Origin of the sequence: Burkholderia sp. ABCPW 111, assembly GCF_000773065.1 — a bacterium.
In the GTDB taxonomy this organism is placed as follows: Bacteria; Pseudomonadota; Gammaproteobacteria; order Burkholderiales; family Burkholderiaceae; genus Burkholderia; species Burkholderia savannae.
In genome coordinates this window covers 38889-60333 of record NZ_JPWT01000121.1, presented here as the reverse complement: position 1 = coordinate 60333, position 21445 = coordinate 38889, and the positions used below count along the sequence as shown (strand labels likewise).

General features: G+C 68.9%; 20 protein-coding genes. 14 read left to right on the top strand and 6 right to left on the bottom strand.

The window, feature by feature from the left end; all coding sequences use genetic code 11:
* Window positions 1–88 precede the first annotated feature (88 nt).
* From X946_RS26920 to X946_RS26910, 3 genes are all read right to left on the bottom strand, one after another.
* Complete coding sequence (locus X946_RS26920) at window positions 89–1288, bottom strand: MFS transporter (protein WP_038754275.1); 1200 nt, start codon at window positions 1286–1288, stop codon at window positions 89–91.
* Window positions 1289–1405: 117 nt separating this feature from the next.
* Entirely contained in the window at window positions 1406–1876 is a 471-nt protein-coding gene (gene cynS, locus X946_RS26915) for a cyanase (protein WP_038754272.1), read from the bottom strand.
* 133 nt (window positions 1877–2009) lie between these two features.
* Window positions 2010–2669, bottom strand: coding sequence for a carbonic anhydrase (locus X946_RS26910; RefSeq protein ID WP_038754269.1), 660 nt, complete (start codon window positions 2667–2669; stop codon window positions 2010–2012).
* Window positions 2670–2785: 116 nt separating this feature from the next.
* Here X946_RS26910 and cynR point away from each other — a divergent pair, with 116 nt between their 5' ends.
* Window positions 2786–3721: a transcriptional regulator CynR gene (gene cynR / locus X946_RS26905; RefSeq protein WP_038754266.1), complete on the top strand. Its 936-nt coding sequence runs from the start codon at window positions 2786–2788 to the stop codon at window positions 3719–3721.
* Window positions 3722–3777: 56 nt separating this feature from the next.
* On the opposite strand, the gene X946_RS26900 is transcribed toward cynR, so the two are convergent.
* Window positions 3778–4470: a FadR/GntR family transcriptional regulator gene (locus X946_RS26900; protein WP_038754528.1), complete on the bottom strand. Its 693-nt coding sequence runs from the start codon at window positions 4468–4470 to the stop codon at window positions 3778–3780.
* A 243-nt stretch (window positions 4471–4713) separates the two neighbouring features.
* On the opposite strand from X946_RS26900, the gene X946_RS26895 reads away from it, so the two are divergent.
* The 3 genes from X946_RS26895 (at window position 4714) to X946_RS26885 (ending at window position 7694) form a co-directional block, all read left to right on the top strand.
* Complete coding sequence (locus tag X946_RS26895) at window positions 4714–6036, top strand: C4-dicarboxylate transporter DctA (RefSeq protein ID WP_038754263.1); 1323 nt, start codon at window positions 4714–4716, stop codon at window positions 6034–6036.
* A gap of 109 nt (window positions 6037–6145) precedes the next feature.
* Window positions 6146–7156, top strand: coding sequence for an allantoicase (gene alc, locus X946_RS26890; protein ID WP_038754260.1), 1011 nt, complete (start codon window positions 6146–6148; stop codon window positions 7154–7156).
* Window positions 7157–7169: 13 nt separating this feature from the next.
* Complete coding sequence (locus tag X946_RS26885; RefSeq protein ID WP_038754258.1) at window positions 7170–7694, top strand: ureidoglycolate lyase; 525 nt, start codon at window positions 7170–7172, stop codon at window positions 7692–7694.
* A 116-nt stretch (window positions 7695–7810) separates the two neighbouring features.
* On the opposite strand, the gene fur is transcribed toward X946_RS26885, so the two are convergent.
* Window positions 7811–8239 carry a ferric iron uptake transcriptional regulator gene (fur, locus tag X946_RS26880; RefSeq protein WP_004194273.1) on the bottom strand — a complete coding sequence of 143 codons (429 nt, stop codon included), beginning with the start codon at window positions 8237–8239 and terminating at the stop codon, window positions 7811–7813.
* A 153-nt stretch (window positions 8240–8392) separates the two neighbouring features.
* Here fur and X946_RS26875 point away from each other — a divergent pair, with 153 nt between their 5' ends.
* The 9 genes from X946_RS26875 (at window position 8393) to X946_RS26835 (ending at window position 17796) form a co-directional block, all read left to right on the top strand.
* Entirely contained in the window at window positions 8393–9190 is a 798-nt protein-coding gene (locus X946_RS26875) for an outer membrane protein assembly factor BamE (protein WP_038754255.1), read from the top strand.
* A gap of 74 nt (window positions 9191–9264) precedes the next feature.
* The gene (dapB, locus tag X946_RS26870; RefSeq protein WP_038754252.1) at window positions 9265–10062 is read left to right on the top strand and encodes a 4-hydroxy-tetrahydrodipicolinate reductase; all 798 of its coding nucleotides are present in this window, start codon (window positions 9265–9267) and stop codon (window positions 10060–10062) included.
* 20 nt (window positions 10063–10082) lie between these two features.
* Complete coding sequence (locus X946_RS26865; RefSeq protein ID WP_038754250.1) at window positions 10083–10790, top strand: MotA/TolQ/ExbB proton channel family protein; 708 nt, start codon at window positions 10083–10085, stop codon at window positions 10788–10790.
* Window positions 10791–10827: 37 nt separating this feature from the next.
* Entirely contained in the window at window positions 10828–11331 is a 504-nt protein-coding gene (locus X946_RS26860) for an ExbD/TolR family protein (RefSeq protein ID WP_038754248.1), read from the top strand.
* Window positions 11332–11608: 277 nt separating this feature from the next.
* Window positions 11609–14203: a leucine--tRNA ligase gene (leuS, locus tag X946_RS26855; RefSeq protein WP_038754245.1), complete on the top strand. Its 2595-nt coding sequence runs from the start codon at window positions 11609–11611 to the stop codon at window positions 14201–14203.
* A gap of 42 nt (window positions 14204–14245) precedes the next feature.
* Window positions 14246–14797, top strand: a complete 552-nt coding sequence (locus tag X946_RS26850; RefSeq protein WP_038754242.1) for an LPS-assembly lipoprotein LptE — start codon at window positions 14246–14248, stop codon at window positions 14795–14797.
* A gap of 45 nt (window positions 14798–14842) precedes the next feature.
* Window positions 14843–15931, top strand: coding sequence for a DNA polymerase III subunit delta (gene holA, locus X946_RS26845; protein WP_038754239.1), 1089 nt, complete (start codon window positions 14843–14845; stop codon window positions 15929–15931).
* Between the two features lie 153 nt (window positions 15932–16084).
* Complete coding sequence (locus X946_RS26840) at window positions 16085–17356, top strand: glutamate-5-semialdehyde dehydrogenase (RefSeq protein ID WP_038754236.1); 1272 nt, start codon at window positions 16085–16087, stop codon at window positions 17354–17356.
* Between the two features lie 17 nt (window positions 17357–17373).
* On the top strand, window positions 17374–17796 hold the full coding sequence (locus X946_RS26835) for a CopD family protein (protein WP_081990064.1): 423 nt from the start codon (window positions 17374–17376) through the stop codon (window positions 17794–17796).
* A 456-nt stretch (window positions 17797–18252) separates the two neighbouring features.
* On the opposite strand, the gene X946_RS26830 is transcribed toward X946_RS26835, so the two are convergent.
* A complete protein-coding gene (locus X946_RS26830; RefSeq protein ID WP_038754230.1) occupies window positions 18253–19278 on the bottom strand; it encodes a MurR/RpiR family transcriptional regulator in 1026 nt (341 codons plus the stop codon).
* Window positions 19279–19577: 299 nt separating this feature from the next.
* Between X946_RS26830 and edd the strand changes: the two genes are divergently transcribed.
* The gene (edd, locus tag X946_RS26825; protein ID WP_038754227.1) at window positions 19578–21431 is read left to right on the top strand and encodes a phosphogluconate dehydratase; all 1854 of its coding nucleotides are present in this window, start codon (window positions 19578–19580) and stop codon (window positions 21429–21431) included.
* The last annotated feature ends 14 nt before the right edge of the window (window positions 21432–21445 follow it).

The window sequence follows — 21445 nt, the reverse complement described above, 5'->3', positions numbered from 1 at the left end:
GAATCGGTGTGTGTCCTTTGCGTCCCGGATTCCGTGCGTCGTCCGCGCGCGGCGCTCGCGTGGTGGTTTTCGGTATCCGAGGCATGCTTCAGCGTGCGGCGCGGCGTGCGCGCACGCCGTGCGTCACGCACCACAGCGCGACGAGCGTGCTCGACAGCGCGCCGCCCGCGGCGCACACGCCGCGCCAGCCGTCGAAGCGGTATGCGGCGCTCGCGACGGCCGAGCCAAGCGCGCCGCCGATGAAGTAGCTCGTCAGATAGACGGTCGTGACGCGGCTGCGTGCGTCGGTGGCGAGCGCATAGATGACGCTCTGGTTCGAGATGTGCAGCCCTTGCACGCCGACGTCGAGCAGCAGAATGCCCGCCACTAGCGCGACGAGCGACTGCGCGCCCGCCGCGATGAACGCGAACGATACGAGCACGGCGGCTGCGAAGAGGCCCGTCGCCGCATGGGCGTGGCCGCGGTCGACAAGCCGGCCCGCCGCGCCCGCCGCGAGCGCGCCCATCGCGCCGACGACGCCGAACAGACCGATCGCGCCTTCGCTGAAGCGATAGGGCGGTGCGCTCAAGAGGAACGTGAGGCCCGTCCACAGCAGGCTGAAGCACGCGAACACGAGCGCGCCGTAGACGGAGCGCAGCGCGAGCGTCGGCTCGCTGCGCACGAGCGTCGCGAGCGAGCCCATCAGCTTTCGGTAATCGAGGCGCGCGGTGCGGCGATCCTTCGGCAGTTTCGTCGAGAGCACGCCGGCGAGCGCGAGCACGAGCGCCGCCGCGATCGCATAGACGGCGCGCCAGCCGAGCCAGTCGGCGATCGCGCCGGATACGACGCGCGCGAGCAGGATGCCGAGCAAGAGGCCGCTCATCACGGTGCCGACCGCGCGGCCGCGCGATGCGTCGTCGGCGAGCGACGCGGCGAACGGCACGAGCAACTGCGTCGAGCACGTGACGAAGCCGACGCACACGTTCGCCGCGATGAAAAAGCCGTAGCTCGTGCTCGATGCGACCGCGACGAGCGCGACGACGTTCGCGCCCAGCAGCCGCACGATCAGCGCGTGGCGATTGACGACGTCGCCGAGCGGCACGACGACGAGCAGGCTCGCCGCGTAACCGAGCTGCGTCAGCGTGACGAGATAGCCGAGCTCGGCCGGCTTGCGCCCGAAGCTCGATGCGATCGCCGCGAGAAGCGGCTGCGAATAGTAGAGGTTGCCGATGACGATGCCGCAGGCGCACGCGAACAGCAGCGTCATCCCGCGCGTCAGCGCGGGCGGGGGAACGGTGACGGAATTCATGGGGCGCGTAGCGAAGAAGAACGGAGTCCGAAAAGCCGGACGGGCATCACGCGAACGGCGCGCGCGGCGGGCCGCGAGAAATCGGCCCGCCGCGCGCGCCGCGCGTCGGATGGGCGATCAGAACGGCTTCGTCGGCAGGTACTTGCCGTCGAGCGTGATGACGGCGCGCGAGCCGCCTTCCGGATCGTCGACCTTCTTGACGTCGAGCTTGAAGTTGATCGCGCTGACGATGCCGTCGCCGAATTGCTCGTGGATCAGCGCCTTCAGCGTCGAGCCGTAGACCTGCACGATTTCGTAGAAACGGTAGATCGTCGGATCGGTCGGAATGCCGCCCGGGATGCTGCCGCGCACGGGAATCGTCTGCAAGAGGCGCACCGCGTCGTCGTCGAGGTCGAGCTTCGCGGCGACGGTGCGCGCGGCGTCGGCGGGCAGCGGATGCTGGCCGAGCAGCGCGGCCGTCGTGAACGCGACGCTCAGGCCGGTGCCCTCGTTGAGCTGCTCGAACGTGAGGTTCTTGCGCGTCTTCGCGTCGACGATGCGATCGGCGAGCGCCTGGCGCGCGGTCTGGTTGTGTTGCGATTGGGTCATGCGGGCTCCTTGCGGTGAGGGTTCGGCAACGAAACGGAGATTGCTGTCGGCGCGTGATGCGTCGCGCCGCGAGCTGCATGTGGCGCCCGGCGCCTCGCGGGCGCGTTGCGCGGCGTGCGTCATGTGCCGTGCGTCAGGCCGCGCGATCGAGTCGCGGCGGCGTCGCGCGCACGTGCGGATGGTCGGCGAGCGCGACGAAGCGGCCCGTCGCGCCGTCGAGCGCGTCGATCGAGCCGGTCTCGATGTCGTACACCCAGCCGTGCAGCGCGAGGCGTCCTTGCTCGAGCGCGAGCCGCACGCATGGATGCGTGTTGAGATTGGCGAGCTGCGCGACGACGTTTTCCCGCACCATCGAATCGACGCGCTCCCGCTCGCCCGCGTGCTCGCGCGCTTCGTTCACGCATTTGGCGGCGTCCGCGTAGCGCAGCCAGCCGCGCACGGCGGGCAGATGGTCGAGGCATGCGCACGATGCGATCGCGGTCATCGCGCCGCAGTCCGAGTGGCCGCACACGACGACGTCGGCCACTTCGAGCACCGCGACCGCGTATTCGACGGACGCCGATACGCCGCCCGGCTCGGGGCCGAACGACGGCACGATGTTGCCCGCGTTGCGGATCACGAACAAATCGCCCGGCTCGCGCTGCGTGACGAGCTCGGGCACGAGGCGGCTGTCCGAGCACGAGATGAAGAGCGCGCGCGGCCGCTGGCTCGCGGCGAGGCGCTTGAACAGTTCCGTGCGCTGCGGGAGCGCGTCGCGCTGGAACTTCAGAAATCCTTCGATGATGTCCTGCATCGTGTGCTCCGTGGTCGATGGCGAGAGCCGACGACCGAAGAATGAGGCAAACGATTCATAGCGTCCAAGACCGGTTTATTATCATTCGTATAGGTAAAACCAATACTCGAGGCGCGATGCTGCTCCGACACATCCGTTATTTTCTCTCCGTCGCCGAGCAGGGAAATTTCACGCGCGCGGCCGAGTCGCTGCACGTCTCGCAGCCGACGCTGTCGCAGCAGATCCGGCAGCTCGAGGACGCGCTCGGCGTGCAACTGTTCGACCGCTCGGCTCGCGCGGTGCGGCTGACCGAGTTCGGCGCCGCGTATGCGCGGCACGCGCGGGCCGCGCTGCAGCAGCTCGAGGCTGGACGGCGCGCGGTGCATGACGTCGAGAATCTTCAGAGCGGCTCGCTGCGGCTCGCGATGACGCCGACCTTCTCCGCGTATCTGATCGGCTGGCTGATCGACGGCTTCAACGCGCGCTATCCGGGCCTGAAGCTGACGATCCGGGAGATGCCGCAGGAGCAGATCGAGCCGCTCCTCGCCGATGACGAGCTCGACGTGGGGATCGCGTTCGATCCGACGCAGTCGCCCGAGATCGACGCGACGCCGTTGTGGGTGGAGACGCTCGCGCTCGTCGTCGGGCGCGATCATCGCCATGCGCGCCGCCGCAAGCCGCTATCGCCCGCCGAGGCCGGCGACGAACCGCTGATCCTGCTGAGCCGTGCGTTCGCGACGCGCAGCAAGGTCGATCAGTACTTCCATCGCAACGGCGTGACGCCGCGCGTGGCGATCGAAGTGAATTCGATCAGCGCGATGCTCGAGATGGTGCGCGGCGGCCGGATCGCGACGGTGCTGCCGTCGGCGATCGCCGAGCGCCGCGACGACCTGCGCGCGATCCGGCTCGACCCGCCGCTGCCGCGGCGCACGGCGGCGCTGCTCACGCGCAAGGGCGGCTATCGAAGCGCGGCGATGCGCGCGTTCATCGACTATGCGCTGGCGAGGCGACACGAAATCCGAAGCAGCGGCGGCTCGCAGGCGCGCGGCGGCGCGTCGCCCGGAGGCGAGTAGCCGCGCCGCGCGCGATGCCGCATGCGCGACGGCGTGCCGCGCGCGAACGCGCCGCGTCAGCCCTTCGGTGTCGGAAAGAACACGCCCGCGCGCTGCGCGGCGTTGGAGATATGCGCTTCGATCGCCGCGCCTGCGGCGGCCGGGTCCTTCGCGATCAGCGCATCGAGAATCGCGCGATGCTCGTGATACGTCGACAGCACGAGCTCGCGCCGGTAGAACGGCATCCGCTGGCTTTCCTTCATGATGTCCGCGCTGCCGCGCAGGATCGATTCGATCGCCGCGTTGCCGGCGAGGCTGACGATCCGCATGTGGAAATCGAAATCGAGCTGCGACGCGCCGTCGAGCTCGTCGTTCGCGAGCGCCTCCTGCAGCGCGGCGACGTTCTCCTCGAACCACGCGAGATCCTGCTCGCTGACGGCGAGTGCGGCCATTCGCGCGGCGAAGCCTTCGAGCGCGTAGCGCATCTGATAGGTGTCGGGCAGCGACGATTGCTCGGCGAAGCGCCACGCGTGCGCGGCGCTCGCCTGCGCGCTCTCGACATACACGCCCTTGCCGGGGCGGATGCGCAGCATCCCGAGCGCCTCGAGCGTCGACAGCGCCTCGCGCAGCGACGCGCGGCTGATCTCCAGTTCTTCGGACAATTGACGTTGCGCGGGCAACAGGCTGCCGACGGGATAGAAGCCGCTCTCGATCCGGCTGCGGATCGTGGCGATGGCGGCGTCGGTGACGGTGTGCGGAACGTTCTTCATGCAGTGGATCGATTGCGCGGTCTGACCGGCATTGTAAACCGCCGCCGGCGGCGCGCGCTCCGGCTCCGGGAAAGCGATGATCCGCGTGCGCCGCAGCATCGAAACGACCGCCGAAATGCGCGGGTAATCCCTATTTTTGGCGTCCTTGACTCGACTATATCGGCTTCCTACTATCGTCCATAACAGTACTGGTCGGACCAGTATGAACAGACGAATCCGCAACCGTTGTGACGGGAGAACGCCGTGTCGAAGTTTCTCAATTCGCTGTTTGGTCGGGTGGTCATCGCGCTTGTGATCGGCGTGGCGCTCGGCGCCTTTTTCCCGCACTTCGCGCAGTCGCTGCGACCGTTGGGTGACGGGTTCCTCAAGCTGATCAAGATGGTGATCGGGCCGATCGTGTTCTGCGTCGTCGTGAGCGGCATGGCGAACGCGGGCGATCTGAAGAAGGTCGGCCGCGTCGGCCTGAAGGCAGTCGTCTACTTCGAGGCGATGACGACGCTCGCGCTCGGCATCGGCCTCGTGCTCGCGTATCTGACGAAGCCGGGCGTCGGGATGAACGTCGATCTGCACGCGCTCGACGCCGCGTCGCTCGCCGATTACGCGAAGAACGCGCAGAGCCTGAAGGACACGGCGGGCTATCTGCTGAAGATCATCCCCGAAACCGCGTTCGACGCGTTCGCGAAGGGCGACATCCTGCAGATCCTCGTGTTCTCGGTGCTGTTCGGCTCCGCGCTGTCGCTGCTCGGCGAGAAGGCGAAGCGCGTGAACTCGCTGATCGACGAATTCGCGCAGGTGTTCTTCCGCGTGATGGGCTTCATCATCAAGCTCGCGCCGCTCGGCGTGCTCGGCGCGATCGCGTTCACGACCGGCAAGTACGGCGTCGCGTCGCTCAAGCAGCTCGGCCTTCTCGTGATCGTGTTCTACGTGAGCTGCGCCGCGTTCGTCGTGATCGTGCTCGGCGCGGTGATGAAGCTCGCGGGCTTCTCGGTGTTCAAGCTGATCCGCTACCTGCGCGAGGAACTGCTGATCGTGCTCGGCACCGCGTCGTCGGACGCCGTGCTGCCGCAGGTGATGCGCAAGCTCGAATGGCTCGGCGTGAAGGATTCGACGGTCGGCCTCGTGATCCCGACCGGCTACTCGTTCAACCTCGACGGCTTCTCGATCTACCTGACGCTCGCCGTGCTCTTCATCGCGCAGGCGACCAACACGCCGCTGTCGGCGCACGACCTGATCGTCGTGCTGCTCGTGTCGCTCGTCACGTCGAAGGGCGCGCACGGCATTCCGGGCTCGGCGATCGTGATCCTCGCCGCGACGCTGTCCGCGATCCCCGCGCTGCCGGTGCTCGGCCTCGTGCTGATCCTGCCCGTCGACTGGTTCGTCGGCATCGCCCGCGCGCTCACGAATCTGCTCGGCAACTGCGTCGCGACGATCGTCGTCGCCGTGTGGGAGAACGACATCGACCGCGCCCGCGCGAAGCGTGTGCTGAACGAGGAACTGCGCTACGTGCCGGCAGGCGACGAAAGCCCGAACGGCGCGATCGCGGACGGCGGCGCGCACGCGCTCTGACGCCGCGCCGCCCGGCATCGCGCGCCGGCGCGGCGGTTCGCGCCGGCGCTTCGTTTTTCAGCTTCCGGTTTTCGGTTTTTCGGATGCACACCCAACAATAGGAGACGACATGGCCGCCCCGATTCTCGATCCGAACGCGCCCGCGTTCACGCGCCGCTACATGAATCTCGCCGATCCGCGCCTCGGCGCGAAGGCGCTCTTCGCGAGCGACGAATTCTTCGCGCCGAAGGAGCGGATGCTCGATCCGGAGCCCGCCGTGTTCATTCCCGGCAAGTACGACGACCACGGCAAGTGGATGGACGGCTGGGAGACGCGCCGCAAGCGCACGACGGGCCACGATTTCTGCGTGGTGCGCCTCGCGCGGCCGGGCGTCGTGCACGGCGTCGATCTCGACACGAGCCACTTCACCGGCAACTTCCCGCCCGCGGCGTCGATCGACGCGTGCGCGTCGGACGCGCAAACGCCGCCCGACGACGCCGACTGGCAGGCGCTCGTGCCCGCGACGACGCTCGCGGGCAACCAGCATCACTACGTCGAGGTGAGCGATCCGCGGGCCTGGACGCACCTGCGCGTGAACCTGTATCCGGACGGCGGGCTCGCGCGGCTGCGCGTGTACGGCCAGCCGCAGCGCGACTGGAGCCGCGCGGCGCGCGGCGAGCTCGTCGATCTCGCCGCGATCGAGAACGGCGCGTATCTCGTCGCCGCGAACAACGAGCACTTCGGGCCGGCGTCGCGGATGCTGATGCCCGGGCGCGGCGCGAACATGGGCGACGGCTGGGAGACCCGCCGCCGCCGCGAGCCCGGCAACGACTGGGCGATCGTCGCGCTCGCGCGGCCGGGCGTGATTCGCAGGGTCGAAGTCGATACCGCGCACTTCAAGGGCAATTACCCGGATCGCTGCTCGCTGCAGGCGGCGCACGTCGCGGGCGGCACCGATGCGTCGCTCGTCACGCAGGCGATGTTCTGGCCGACGCTGCTCGGCGAGCAGCCGCTCAGGATGGACAGCGTGCATACGTTCGAGGCGGAGCTCGCCGCGCTCGGCCCCGTCACGCACGTGCGCCTGAACATCCATCCGGACGGCGGCGTGTCGCGGCTGCGCCTCTGGGGCGAGCTCGCATAACGGGAGGACGCGCATGGAGACGCTCAATACCCTGCGCCTCGAGCGCCTGACGCGCGAAGCGTTCGCGCCGTTCGGCGACGTGATCGAGCTGGCGGGCGCGCGCCGCTTCCTGATCAACGGCGGGACGACCGAGCGCTTTCACGATCTCGCGTCGATCGACGTCGCGGAGGCGGGCGGCCGGCCGCTCGTGAGCCTGTTTCGCGCGCAGCCGCGCGGGTGGCCGGTCGAGATCGACATGATGGAGCGCCATCCGCTCGGCAGCCAGGCGTTCGTGCCGCTCGCGGCGGTCGCGCGCTACGCGATCGTCGTCGCGCCGGCGGGCGAATTCGATCCGACCCGGATGCGCGCATTCCTCGCGCAAGGCTGGCAGGGCGTCAATTACGCGAGGGGCGTCTGGCACCATCCGCTCCTCGCGCTCGACGCGGTCAGCGATTTCGTCGTGGTCGACCGGGGCGGCGCGCAGCCGAACTGCGACGAGATCACGCTCGACGCGCGCTGGCGGCTCGTCACGGACGGCGCGCACGCGAGCGCCGCCTGACGCGCACGTCGCGCCGGACGCAAAAAGGCCCGGTCAGGCTTGCGCCGGCCGGGCCTTTCAGCATGCGCGGCGAGGATGCCGCGACGCGAGCGTTCGGGGGGCGCTCGGTGCTTGTCTCAGTGCTTGCGATACGGGCAGTTTTCCGTCGTGCACGTGCCGTACATCGCGAGCGAATGCTCCTGCAGCTTGAAGCCGCGTTCCTTCGCGATCGACTGCTGGCGGGTTTCGATCTCGGCGTCGAAGAACTCTTCGACGCGGCCGCAATCGAGGCACACGAGGTGGTCGTGGTGCGAGCCTTCGTTCAGCTCGAACACGGCCTTGCCGGATTCGAAGTTGCTGCGCGACAGAAGGCCCGCCTGCTCGAACTGGGTGAGCACGCGGTAGACCGTCGCGAGGCCGATGTCGAGCTCCTCGTGCAGCAGGTTGCGATAGACGTCTTCAGCCGTCAGGTGGCGAACCGGGCTTTGCTGGAAAATTTCGAGAATCTTGAGGCGCGGTAGGGTGGCCTTGAGCCCGATGTTTTTGAGATCGGTCGGATTGGTCATGGCTAGGCGTCCCTAGAGTACAATGCAGGGCTTCAATAGTACCGGCTTTTCGCCTTTTCAGTCATCTGTGACATTCTCGCGCGGCCTCGGACAAGGGCCAGCACGGTGAGGGAAATGATTCCAAGATCTCTTTTGCAACTTCAGAGGAGCCGCATGCGGAGCACCGTCATCGCAGCTGTCGCCGTGGCCGGACTGGCCGCCTGTTCGTCGTACGACAGCGTGACTCAGCGGATCGCTCAGAGCATCACGCCGTATCGGATCACCGTCGTCCAGGGCAACTTCGTGTCGCAGGAAAAGGCCTCGCAGCTGCAGGTCGGCATGTCGCGGGACCAGGTGCGCGCGCTTCTCGGCACGCCGCTTCTGACCGACATGTTCCATGCGGATCGCTGGGACTACATTTTCTACTTCAAGCGCGGCTCGACGTCGGTCGTTCAGCAGCGCGATCTCGTGGTGAACTTCTCGGGCGACCGCGTGGCGAGCTGGACGGGCGCCGACAACCTGCCGTCCGAGCTTGATCTGCTCGCCGACATCGACGGCGACCGCCGCGGCAAGAAGGCGAGCAAGGCGGCCGCGGCCGCGCGCGCCGCCGCCGCGTCGGAAGTCGCCGCCGCGGCGGCGCCCGAAGCCGCGCAGGCGGCGGACCAGAACGACGCGAACGCGCAGGCGGCGCGCGCGGCGAACCGCGCGACCGCGCAGGTGTCGGGCCAGAGCAGCGCGGCGGCGCGCTTCTCGCCGTCCGCGCAGGCGGCGCCGAACGCGCCGACCCCCGGCGGCCTGCCGCCCGGCGCCGCGCCCGCGATCCAGCCGCAGTTCCAGTTCCATCGCCCGCCTCCGCCGCCCGCGGGGGGCGGCGCGAACCAGCCGGTCGGCCCGCAGGGCGCCGACAGCCTGCCGAACCAGCCGCTCACGGCGCCCGCGCCCGCATCCGGCGCGCAGGGAACGGGCGGTTGATCCGGCGTCCGAACCAAACCCGGGGCGGCGCGCGCCGCCCGTCTTTCATTCGTAGCAGGTAGCGCATGTCGTCCATGAAGATTGCGATTGCTGGTGCGTCCGGCCGGATGGGCCGGATGCTGATCGAAGCGGTGCTCGACGCACCCGACGCGACGCTCGTCGGTGCGCTCGACCGCGCGGGCTCGCCGCAGCTCGGCCAGGACGCGGGCGCGTTCCTCGGCAAGGAGACCGGAGTCGCGCTCACCGACGATATCGAGCGCGTGTGCGCCGAGGCCGACTACCTGATCGACTTCACCCGCCCCGAAGGCACGCTTGTCCACCTGGACGCGGCGCAGCGCCACGACGTGAAGCTCGTGATCGGCACGACGGGCTTCAGCGAGCCGCAGAAGGCGCAGCTGCGCGCGGCGGGCGAGAAGATCGCGCTCGTGTTCTCGGCGAACATGAGCGTCGGCGTGAACGTCACGATGAAGCTGCTCGAATTCGCGGCGAAGCAGTTCGCGCAGGGCTACGACATCGAGATCATCGAGGCGCACCACCGGCACAAGGTCGACGCGCCGTCCGGCACCGCGCTGATGATGGGCGAGACGATCGCGGCCGCGCTCGGCCGCTCGCTCGACGATTGCGCGGTCTACGGCCGCCACGGCGTGACGGGCGAGCGCGATCCGTCGACGATCGGCTTCTCGGCGATCCGCGGCGGCGACATCGTCGGCGATCACACGGTGCTCTTCGCCGGCATCGGCGAGCGCATCGAGATCACGCACAAGTCGGCGAGCCGCGTGTCGTACGCGCAGGGCTCGCTGCGCGCGGCGCGCTTCCTCGCCGGCCACAAGACCGGCTTCTTCGACATGCAGGACGTGCTCGGCCTGCGCTGAGCACCGCCCCGCGGGCATCGATGGCGACCCCGACCGGCATCCTCCATTACCTCGAGAGCGGCGACACCGTCACGCACGCGGTTGCGTACGTGCTGCTCGCGATGTCGATCGCGAGCTGGTGCTTCCTGATCGTGAAGGCGTGGGTGCTCGTGCGCGCGAAGCGCCAGGGCCCGGCCGCGCTCGCGGCGTTCTGGCGGGCCGCGACGCTCGACGACGGCATTGCCGCGCTGCGCGCGACCGACAAGGAGCGCGTGTTCGCGCCGCTCGCCGAGGCCGCGCGCGACGCCGACGCCGCGTCGCGCGTCGAGCCGCGCGCGCTGTCGGCGCGCGTCGAGCGCGGCGAGCGCGTGCTGCGCGCGCTGCGCCATGCGCTGCGCAAGTCGCAGCGGCGGCTCGAGTTCGGCCAGGTGCTGCTCGCGTCGATCGGCAGCACCGCGCCGTTCGTCGGCCTGCTCGGCACCGTCTGGGGGATCTATCACGCGCTCGGCAGCATCGCGGCGAGCGGGCAGGCGCAGATCGAGAACGTCGCCGGCCCGGTCGGCGAGGCGCTCATCATGACGGCGTTCGGCCTCGTCGTCGCGATTCCGGCGGTGCTCGCGTACAACATTCTCGGGCGGCTCGTGCGCCAGCTCGTCGAGGAGCTTGACGGCTTCGCGCGCGATCTGCACGTGTTCGTCTGCGGCGAGACGGCCGCGGCCCCGGCGGCCGATCCGGCCACCGCCGCGTAGCGGCGCGTCGGTCCGGCAATCCAGCGAGGAGGGCGGCATGGCGTTCGGCGGACTCGATCATCAGCACACGTCGCAGCCGATGGCGGACATCAACATGACGCCGCTCATCGACGTGATGCTCGTGCTGCTCGTCATCTTCATCATCACCGCGCCGCTCCTCACGCATGCGATCCGGCTCGATTTGCCGAAAGTCGCGGCGGCGCCCGCGCGCGAGACGCCCGAGACGATCACGGTGTCGATCGACGCGGCGGGCAAGCTGTACTGGAACGATGCGCCCGTGGCGTTCGACGCGCTCGCCGCGCGGCTGCGCGACGCGGCGGCAGGCGGCAAGGACCCGGAACTGCACCTGCGGGCCGCGCGCGACACCCACTACGACACGATCGCGCGGGTGATGGGCGCCGCGCAGCAGGCGGGCGTCGCGCGGATCGGCTTCGTCACCGACGCGTCCGGGAAGCCCGATGCGCGCGGGAATCCGCCGGCGCGGCCGTCGCCGCAGCGCGACGCGCGGCTTGCGCCGTCGCTGCCGCCGCCGCGGCCGTAGCCGTCCGCCCACGCTGTCCGCCCGTACCGGCTGCACCGCTCGCGCCACCCGTGTCACCCGCCACCCGCACCACCCGCACCACCCGCGACGTCCGCGCCACGCTGATCGCCGCCCGCGGCCGCGCCAACGGCCTTGCCGGCCGGCGCGGACGGTATAATCGACGTTTTCCCCGCGCCGCCCCCGGCCGCCGGGGAAGCGCGACTTTCGATCCACTCGAGCGCGCGTGCGCTCGGCTCAATGCGTCGCGCGCCGCTCAAAGCCCAGCCCGAACCACACCATGCACGAAAGATACGTACCCGCCGACGTCGAAGCCGCCGCCCAGAGCGACTGGCGCGCAGCCGATGTCTACCGCTCGAAGGAAGACACGGACCGCAAGAAGTTCTACTGCGTGTCGATGTTGCCTTACCCGTCCGGCAAGCTGCACATGGGTCACGTGCGTAACTACACGATCAACGACGTGATGTACCGCTATCTGCGGATGAACGGCTACAACACGCTGATGCCGATGGGCTGGGACGCGTTCGGGATGCCGGCCGAGAACGCCGCGATGGCCAACGGCGTGCCGCCCGCGCAGTGGACGTACGACAACATCGCTTACATGAAGAAGCAGATGCAGTCGATGGGCCTCGCGATCGACTGGTCGCGCGAGGTCACGACCTGCAAGCCCGACTACTACAAGTGGAATCAGTGGCTGTTCCTGAAGATGCTCGAGAAGGGCGTCGCGTACAAGAAAACGGGCACCGTGAACTGGGACCCGGTCGACCAGACCGTGCTCGCGAACGAGCAGGTGATCGACGGGCGCGGCTGGCGCTCGGGCGCGCTCGTCGAGAAGCGCGAGATCCCGATGTACTACATGCGGATCACGCAGTACGCCGATGAACTGCTGCACGATCTCGACGGCCTCGGCTGGCCCGAGCGCGTGAAGATCATGCAGCAGAACTGGATCGGCAAGAGCTTCGGCGTGAACTTCGGCTTCCCGTACGAGCTCGACGGCGAGAAGAAGCTGCTGCGCGTGTTCACGACGCGCGCCGACACGATCATGGGCGTCACGTTCTGCGCGATCGCGGCCGAGCATCCGCTCGCCGCGCATCTTGCGCAGGACAAGCCCGAGCTGCAGGCGTTCATCGACGAATGCAAGCGCGGCGGCGTCGCCGAGGCCGACATCGCGACGATGGAGAAGAAGGGCGTCGCGACGGGCTTTTCGGTGTCGCATCCGCTGTCGGGCGAGCCCGTCGAGGTGTGGATCGGCAACTACGTGCTGATGAGCTACGGCGAAGGCGCGGTGATGGGCGTGCCGGGCCACGACGAGCGCGATTTCGCGTTCGCGAAGAAATACGGCCTGCCGATCAAGCAGGTGATTGCGGTCGCGGGGCAAACATACTCGCTCGACGCGTGGCAGGAGTGGTATGGCGACAAGGAAGCCGCGGTTTGCATCGATAGCGGCAAGTACGACGGCCTCGCTTACGGCGCGGCCGTCGACGCGGTCGCGGCCGACCTGAAGGCGGGCGGCTTCGGCGACAAGCAGGTCACGTATCGCCTGCGCGACTGGGGCATTTCGCGCCAGCGCTACTGGGGCACGCCGATTCCGATCATCCACTGCCCGTCGTGCGGCGACGTGCCGGTGCCGGAGCAGGATCTGCCCGTCGTGCTGCCGGAAAATCTCGTGCCGGACGGCACGGGCAACCCGCTCGCGAAGTCCGAGGCGTTCCTGAACTGCACGTGCCCGAAGTGCGGCGCGGCCGCGAAGCGCGAAACGGACACGATGGACACTTTCGTCGATTCCGCGTGGTACTTCTCGCGCTACGCGGCGCCGGACGCCGAGACGATGGTCGACGCGCGCACCGACTACTGGATGCCGATGGATCAGTACATCGGCGGCATCGAGCACGCGATCCTGCACCTACTGTACTCGCGCTTCTGGGCGAAGGTGATGCGCGATCTCGGCCTCGTGAAATTCGGCGAGCCGGCGAAGAACCTGCTCACGCAGGGGATGGTGCTCAACGAGACGTTCTACCGCGAGGACGCATCGGGCAAGAAGACGTGGTACAACCCGGCCGACGTCACCGTGTCGTTCGACGACAAGGGCCGCCCCGTCGGCGCGGTGCTGAAGTCGGACGGCGAGCCGGTCGAGCTGGGCGGCATCGAGAAGATGTCGAAGTCGAAGAACAACGGCGTCGATCCGCAGATGCTGATCGATCATTACGGCGCCGACACCGCGCGCCTCTTCACGATGTTCGCGGCGCCGCCCGAGCAGCAGCTCGAGTGGTCGGGCGCGGGCGTCGAGGGCGCGAGCCGCTTCCTGCGCCGCGTGTGGGCGTTCGGCCATGCGAACCGCGACGCGCTCGCCGCGCGCGCGACGTTCGACGCCGCGCAACTCGGCGAAGCCGACAAGACCCTGCGCCGCGAAATCCACGGCGTGCTGAAGCAGGCCGATTTCGACTATCAGCGCCTGCAGTACAACACGGTCGTATCGGCCGCGATGAAGATGCTGAACGCGCTCGAAGGCGCGAAGGGCGCGACGCCCGCCGTGCTGCGCGAAACCTACGGCGTGCTGCTGCGCGTACTGTACCCGGTCGTGCCGCACGTCACGTTCGAGCTGTGGAAGGCGCTCGGCTACACGGACGAGTTCGCGCCGCTGCTCGACGCGCCGTGGCCGAAGGTCGACGAGGCCGCGCTCGAGCAGGCCGAGATCGAGCTCGTGCTGCAGGTGAACGGCAAGGTGCGCGGCGCGCTGAAGGTCGCGAAGGACGCGAGCCGCGAGGCGATCGAAGCGGCGGCGCTCGCCGACGAGATGTTCGCGAAATTCGCCGAAGGCAAGCAGGCGAAGAAGATCATTGTCGTGCCGGGTCGTCTCGTGAATGTCGTCGTTTGACGGCGCACGGCGGCGCAGGCACGCAACAGCCAAGGAGCGAAGGTGATCCGCAGATCGTTTTTGATGTTCGTGGGCAGCGCGGTGCTGCTGTCCGCGTGCGGTTTCAAGCTGCGCGGGCAGCAGGACTACGCGTTCAAGCATCTGTACATCGCCGGCGCGCCGCCCGCGGCGGCGGCGCGGCTCACGCGCCTCGTCGAGGCGGGCAGCGACACGAAGATCGTCAAGACGCCGGGCGAGGCGGACGCGGTGCTGAGCCTGTCCGAATCGCGCGGTCAGGGCACGCTGACGCTCGACAAGTACGGCACGGTCCAGGAGTACCAGCTCAACTATTCGCTGAACTACACGCTTTTGGCCAAGGACGGCGCCGCGCTGATTCCGCCGAGCGTGATCGCGCTCAATCGCGCGATGACGTATAGCGCGCAGTACACGAACGCGAAGGCGCAGGAGTCCGAGATCCTGTTCGCGGACATGCAGAACGACGCGATCGATCAGCTGATGCGCCGGCTCGCGATCGTGCGCACGCTGCATCCGGAGCCGGGCCAGGGCGTGCCGGGCGTCACGCCGCGCGCGCCGCTGCCGCCGCCGCCGCTGTGATCGCCGCGTTTTCCATTTCCCGTTCAACGATCGACGCAGGAACCGATGCAACTGCGACTTGACGCACTGGAGCCGCATCTCGCGAAGGCGCTCGCCGGGCTGTACGTCGTCTACGGCGACGAGCCGCTGCTCGCGCAGGAAGCATGCGACAAGATCCGCGCGGCCGCGCGCGCCGGGGGCTTCACCGAGCGCTCGGTGCATACCGTCGAGCGCGGCTTCGACTGGAGCACGCTGATCGGCGCGAGCCAGGCGATGTCGCTGTTCGGCGAGCGGCAGCTCGTCGAGCTGCGGATTCCGTCCGGCAAGCCCGGCAAGGACGGCGCCGACGCGCTGAAGACGCTCGCCGGCGCGGGCAACCCTGACGTGCTGATGCTCGTCACGCTGCCGCGGCTCGACGCCGCGACGCAGAAGTCCGCGTGGTTCACGGCGCTCGTGAACGCGGGCGTCGCGCTGAAGATCGATCCGGTCGAGCGCGCGCAATTGCCGAACTGGATCGGCCAGCGGCTCGCGCTGCAGGGCCAGCGGGTCGCGCCGGGCGAGGACGGGCGGCGCGCGCTCGCGTTCGTCGCCGAGCGCGTCGAGGGCAATCTGCTCGCCGCGCATCAGGAGATCCAGAAGCTCGGCCTGCTGTATCCGGCCGGCGCGCTGACGTTCGAGCAGATCCACGACGCGGTGCTGAACGTCGCGCGCTACGATGTGTTCAAGCTCAACGAAGCGATGCTCGCGGGCGACGCCGCGCGGCTTGCGCGGATGATCGACGGCCTGAAGGGCGAGGGCGAGGCGCTCGTGCTCGTGCTGTGGGCGGTCGTCGAGGAGTTGCGCACGCTGCTTCGGATCAAGCGCGGCGTCGCGGCCGGCAAGCCGCTCGCCGTGCTCGTGCGCGAGAACCGCGTGTGGGGGCCGCGCGAGCGGCTCGTCGGGCCCGCGCTCGCGCGCGTGTCCGAAGCCGGGCTCGAGCACGCGCTCGCGTTCGCCGCGCGGCTCGACCGGCAGGTCAAGGGGCTCGCCGCCGTGTCGCGCGGCCCGGCGCGCGGCGAGCCGCCGCCCGACCCATGGGACGGCCTGTTCCAGCTCGCGATGACGGTCGCGCGCGCGTCCGGGCCAGGCGGCGACGCGCCACGCCGGCCAGCCTGAGCGCGCTTTCGCGCCGGCGCTTACAATCGGCGTGGGGCGGCTCGGCATGGGGCGGTTCGCCGCCGCGTGACCGCCGCGGCAGCGCCCCGCGCATCCGCTTTCCGACAATCGTTTTTTTCGCCGCTCGACGCGGCTTGCATTGCGAGTCTCACGATGGATATCGATCAGTACATGACGGATGTCGGCCGCCGCGCGCGGCGTGCTGCGCGCGACGTCGCGCGCGCGTCCACCGCCGCGAAGAACGCCGCGCTCGAGGCGGTCGCGCGAGCGATCGAGCGCGACGCCGACGCACTGAAGGCGGCCAACGCGCGCGACGTCGCGCGCGCGAGGGACAAGGGTCACGACGCGGCGTTCATCGATCGCCTGACGCTGTCCGACAAGGCGCTGAAGACGATGATCGAGGGGCTGCGCCAGGTCGCGGCGCTGCCGGACCCGATCGGCGAGATCGGCAACCTCAAGTACCGCCCGAGCGGCATCCAGGTCGGCCAGATGCGCGTGCCGCTCGGCGTGATCGGGATCATCTACGAATCGCGGCCGAACGTGACGGTCGACGCGGCCGCGCTGTGCCTGAAGTCCGGCAACGCGACGATCCTGCGCGGCGGCTCCGAAGCGCTCGAGTCGAACACCGCGCTCGCGAAGCTGATCGGCGAAGGGCTCGAGGCGGCGGGGCTGCCGCAGGATGCGGTGCAGGTCGTCGAGACCGCCGATCGCGCGGCGGTCGGCAAGCTGATCACGATGACCGAATACGTGGACGTGATCGTGCCGCGCGGCGGCAAGAGCCTGATCGAGCGGCTGATCAACGAGGCGCGCGTGCCGATGATCAAACACCTCGACGGCATCTGCCACGTGTACGTCGACGATCGCGCGAACCTGACGAAGGCGCTCACCGTCTGCGACAACGCGAAGACGCACCGCTACGGCACCTGCAACACGATGGAGACGCTGCTCGTCGCGCGCGGAATCGCGCCGGCGGTGCTGCCGCCGCTCGGCCGCCTGTATCGCGAGAAGGGCGTCGAGCTGCGCGTCGACGCGGACACGCGCGCGGTGCTCGAGGCGGCGGGCGTGGGCCCGCTCGTCGACGCGACCGACGAAGACTGGCGCACCGAATATCTCGCGCCCGTGCTCGCGGTCAAGATCGTCGACGGGATGGACGCCGCGATCGGGCACATCAACGAGTACGGCTCGCATCACACCGACGCGATCGTCACCGAAGACCACGACCGCGCGATGCGCTTCCTGCGCGAAGTCGATTCGGCGAGCGTGATGGTGAACGCGTCGACGCGCTTCGCCGACGGCTTCGAGTTCGGCCTCGGCGCGGAGATCGGCATCTCGAACGACAAGCTGCACGCACGCGGCCCGGTCGGGCTCGAAGGGCTCACGTCGCTGAAGTACGTGGTGCTCGGGCACGGCGAAGGGCGTCAGTGACGAAAGGCGACTGATCAATGACCATGCTCTGGGTGAAGACCTTCCATATCGTGCTGATCGCGTCGTGGTTCGCGGGGCTTTTCTATCTGCCGCGCATTTACGTGAACCTCGCGATGGAGACCGATCCCGCCGCCGTCCGGCGGCTGCTCGCGATGGCGCGCAAGCTGTTCCGTTTCATGACGATCATCGCGGCGCCGGCGCTCGCGTGCGGCCTGTGGCTGTGGCTCGTGATCGGCATCGGGCAGGGGCAGGGCTGGGTACACGCGAAGCTCGCGGTCGTGCTGCTGCTCGTCATCTATCACGCGTATTGCGGGCATCTGCTGAAGGCGTTCGAGCGCGGCGAGAATCGCCGCTCGGACAAGTGGTATCGCGTGTTCAACGAGCTGCCGGTGCTCGGGATGCTCGCGGCCGTCGCGCTCGCGGTGATCAAGCCGTTTTGAGCGCAGGCGGCGCTCGGTGTGGCCGCCGTCGCCGCGTCGATGCCGGCGCAGACGCCGGCGAGAAAGCCCCGGCCCTGGCGGCCGGGGTTTTTTGTATGGCGGCGTGCGATGGGGACGGGCGCGGAAGTCGTGGTGTTCGTCGTGCGAAGCGGGCGCTCAATGCCTTCTGTTCGTATGTCCGCGCTCGCGCTCGAAACCGAAGCCCCGGCTCGCAGCGCGACGCCCGAGACTCGAAGTTCGGCGTCCGAATCGGGGCGCGAGCGTGGCGAACTTTCGCGCGCGGCCGCCCGGCGTTCCGTTCACGCCGATCACGGGCTGGCGGCCGGCCCCGCAAGAGATTCGTGATATCAGAGGAACGTGCCTTGCCGGCCGCAGCGCGGTGTCGCGTGTCGCTTGTCCCCTTGCGGGACGGCCGGCAAGGCGCGTTCGCCAGCCCGTGATTGGCGTGAGCAGGCCCTAATCCTTCACGTCCTCGACGTCGCGCGCGATGCGTGCTTTGCGCGACGCATCCTTCGGCGCGTCCTTCGATTCCTCTTGCGATGCGTCTCCCGGCATGTTTCCCAACGTGCCGCCCGATACGCCGCCCGACGTGTCTCTCGCCCCGTCCTTCGCCGCCTCCTTCGCCGCCTCCTTCGCCCCCTTCGCGTCGACGCCGATCCGCCGCCGCGTGATCGCTTCCTTCGCGCGGCCGAGCCGGTCGACGAGTTCGGGCCCGCGCCGCAGCGCGACGCCGACTGCGAGGATGTCGCCGATCGCGAGATGCGACATCCGCGACGTCATCGGCGAGAACACATCGGTTTCCTCGGCGACGTTCGACGCGAGGCTCACCGTCGACAACTGCGCGAGCGGCGAGTGGCTGTGCGTGATCGAGATCACCTTCGCGCCGCACGCGCGCGCCGCGCGCGCGGCGTCGACGATGTCGCGCGTGCGCCCGGTGTTCGAGATCGCGACGACGACGTCGTTCGCGCCGAGGAGCGCCGCCGACATCGAGAACGTATGCGGGTCCGAGTACGCGACGCTCGGCACGCCGAGCCGGAAGAACTTGTGCTGGATGTCCTGCGCGGCGATGCCCGAGCCGCCCGCGCCGTAGAACTCGATGCGCGACGCGCGCGTCAGCAGCTCGATCGCGTCGGCGACGCTCGTCGCCGACAGGCTGTTGCGCACCTCGATCAGCGCGCCGATCGTGCGGTCGAACACCTTGCCGATGATGCCGGGTGCGCGCTCGTCGGGTTCGACGTCGCGATACACCGACGCGACGCCCGGCGCGACGCTCTGCGCGAGCCGGATCTTGAACTCGCGAAAGCCGCTGCAGCCGAGCGCCTGGCAGAAGCGCGCGATCGTCGGCTGGCTCGCGCCCGCGCGGGCGGCGAGCTCGATCATCGACAGATCGAGCACCTCGCGCGGCGCGGCGAGCACGAAGTCGGCGAGCTTGCGCTCGGACGGGCGAAGCTGGGCGCGGATCTTCTCGATACGGGGAAGCATGATGCGAATTGACGCAGGAGAGGTTGGGGGATGGATGTGAGTATCGCGGTAGTTTTGTAGAAAATCTACAAGAATTTTCTAGCGATTATCCTGATGGAGGTCATTGCGAATCAGGGTTAACGCTAGGTATATATGCTGTATTCATCAGCCATGGCGTAGCGTTATCGCCGGCTTTGCTGCGCTGCGAGATTGCGAGCTTGTAGTTTTTCTACTAAACTCGCGCCGTTCGTTCGACTCGTCGGACGTCCCCACGATTCCAGCTTGCCGGCCTCGCCCGGCTCATGTGAGGAGCGCCCAGCATGGCCACGCTGCACCCCACTCTTGCGTCCGTCACCGAGCGCGTGATCGCGCGCAGCCGACCGACCCGCCAAGCCTATCTCGCCCGCATCGACGCCGCGCAGGGCCGCTTCCCGGCGCGCGGCGCGCTGTCGTGCGCGAATCTCGCGCACGGCTTCGCGGGCCTCGAAGGCAGCGACAAGTTCGCGATCAAGGCGATCCGCGAGCCGAACATCGGCATCGTGTCGGCGTACAACGAGATGCTGTCCGCGCATGCGCCGTACAAGAGCTTTCCCGACATCATCAAGGCGGCCGCGCGCGAGCGCGGCGGCGTCGCGCAGTTCGCGGGCGGCGTGCCGGCGATGTGCGACGGCGTGACGCAGGGCAATCCGGGGATGGAGCTGTCGCTGTTCTCGCGCGAAGCGATCGCGATGAGCACGGCCGTCGCGCTCACGCACAACATGTTCGATGCGGCCCTTTGCCTCGGCATCTGCGACAAGATCGTGCCGGGCCTCTTGATCGGCGCGCTGCAGTTCGGCCATCTGCCGACGATCTTCGTGCCGGCCGGCCCGATGACGAGCGGCTTGTCGAACGACGACAAGGCGAAGATCCGCCAGCAGTTCGCGACGGGCCAGGTGGGCCGCGACGCGCTGCTCGAGGCCGAATCGGCCGCGTACCACGGCCACGGCACCTGCACGTTCTACGGCACCGCGAACAGCAACCAGATGCTGATGGAAGTGATGGGGCTGCATCTGCCGAGCGCGGCGTTCGTCCATCCGCACACGCCGCTGCGCGACGCGCTGACGGCCGAGGCCGCGCGCCGCGTGCTCGAGCTCACGGCCGAGCGCGGCAACTACACGCCGATCGGCCACGTGATCGACGAGAAGGCGATCGTCAACGGCATCGTCGCGCTGCTCGCGACGGGCGGCTCGACGAACCACACGCTGCACCTCGTGGCGATCGCGCGCGCGGCGGGCATCCTGATCGACTGGGACGACTTCGACGCGCTGTCGGCCGCGGTGCCGCTTCTCGCGAAGATCTACCCGAACGGCAAGGCAGACGTGAATCACTTCCACGCGGCGGGCGGCATCGCGTTCCTCGTGCGCAACCTGCTCGAAGGCGGCTTGCTGCACGACGACGTGACGACCGTCGCGGGCAAGGGCCTTGCGCACTACACGAACGAGCCGCGCCTGATCGACGGCAAGCTGACGTGGGTGCCGGGCGTCGACGCGAGCGGCGACGACAAGGTGCTGCGGCCGATCGCCGCGCCGTTCCAGCCGGACGGCGGGCTGCGCCTGATGCAGGGCAGGCTCGGGCGCGGCGTGATCAAGATTTCGGCGGTCGCGCCCGAGCACCGCAAGGTGAAGGCGAGCGCGATCGTGTTCGATTCGCAGGAAGCGGTGCAGGCCGCGTTCGACGCGGGCGAGTTGAAGCGCGATTTCGTCGCGGTCGTGCGGTTCCAGGGCGCGCGCGCGAACGGGATGCCGGAGCTGCATCGCCTTACGCCGCTGCTCGGCGTGCTGCAGGACGAGGGCTACCGCGTCGCGCTCGTGACGGACGGCCGGATGTCCGGCGCGTCGGGCAAGGTGCCGGCCGTGATCCACGTGTCGCCCGAGGCGCTCTTGAGCGGCCCGCTCGGCAAGGTGCAAACGGGCGATACGATCGTGATCGACGCGCAAGCCGGCGTGCTCGACGTCGAGATCGACGATGCGCAATGGGCGGCGCGCGCGGTCGCGCGGCCCGCGCATCAGGCGGAAAACGAAGTCGGCTTCGGCCGTGAGTTGTTCGGCGTGTTCCGCGCGGCGGCCGCGCCGGCGGAGCAGGGCGCGTCGGTGTTCGGCGCGTTGGTGGGCGAAGCGGCCCACGTCACCGCATAAGCGAAAAGGAGCTG